Here is a 365-nt window from a genome sequence, read left to right on the forward strand (position 1 = left end):
AACGTATTAATATGGATATTCCGGCAAGCGTTGCCCATGCCCTGAAAGAAGATCTGGGCGGTGACGTCAGCGCCGACAGGGATATTACCGCACAATTATTGCCAAAAGAGACTCGCTCACATGCGGTCATTATTACGCGCGAAGAGGGTATTTTTTGCGGTAAGCGTTGGGTTGAAGAGGTCTTTACCCAACTGGCAGGCGATGAGGTGCAGATCACCTGGCATGTCGACGACGGTGATGCGATTACGGCAAATCAGCCGCTGTTCGAACTTGATGGACCTTCCCGTGTACTGCTGACCGGCGAACGAACCGCGCTGAACTTCGTGCAGACGTTGTCCGGTGTGGCAAGCGAAGTACGTCGCTAC

The 365-nt window shown here is 53.4% G+C and carries 1 protein-coding gene; it reads left to right on the top strand.

Annotated elements, in window-relative coordinates; translation table 11 throughout:
• Positions 1–365: nicotinate-nucleotide diphosphorylase (locus tag CSV68_RS16985; protein WP_368665192.1), on the top strand; the 365-nt coding region annotated here is incomplete at both ends.

This window comes from Sporosarcina sp. P29 (genome assembly GCF_002743265.1).
In the GTDB taxonomy this organism is placed as follows: domain Bacteria; phylum Bacillota; class Bacilli; order Bacillales_A; family Planococcaceae; genus Sporosarcina.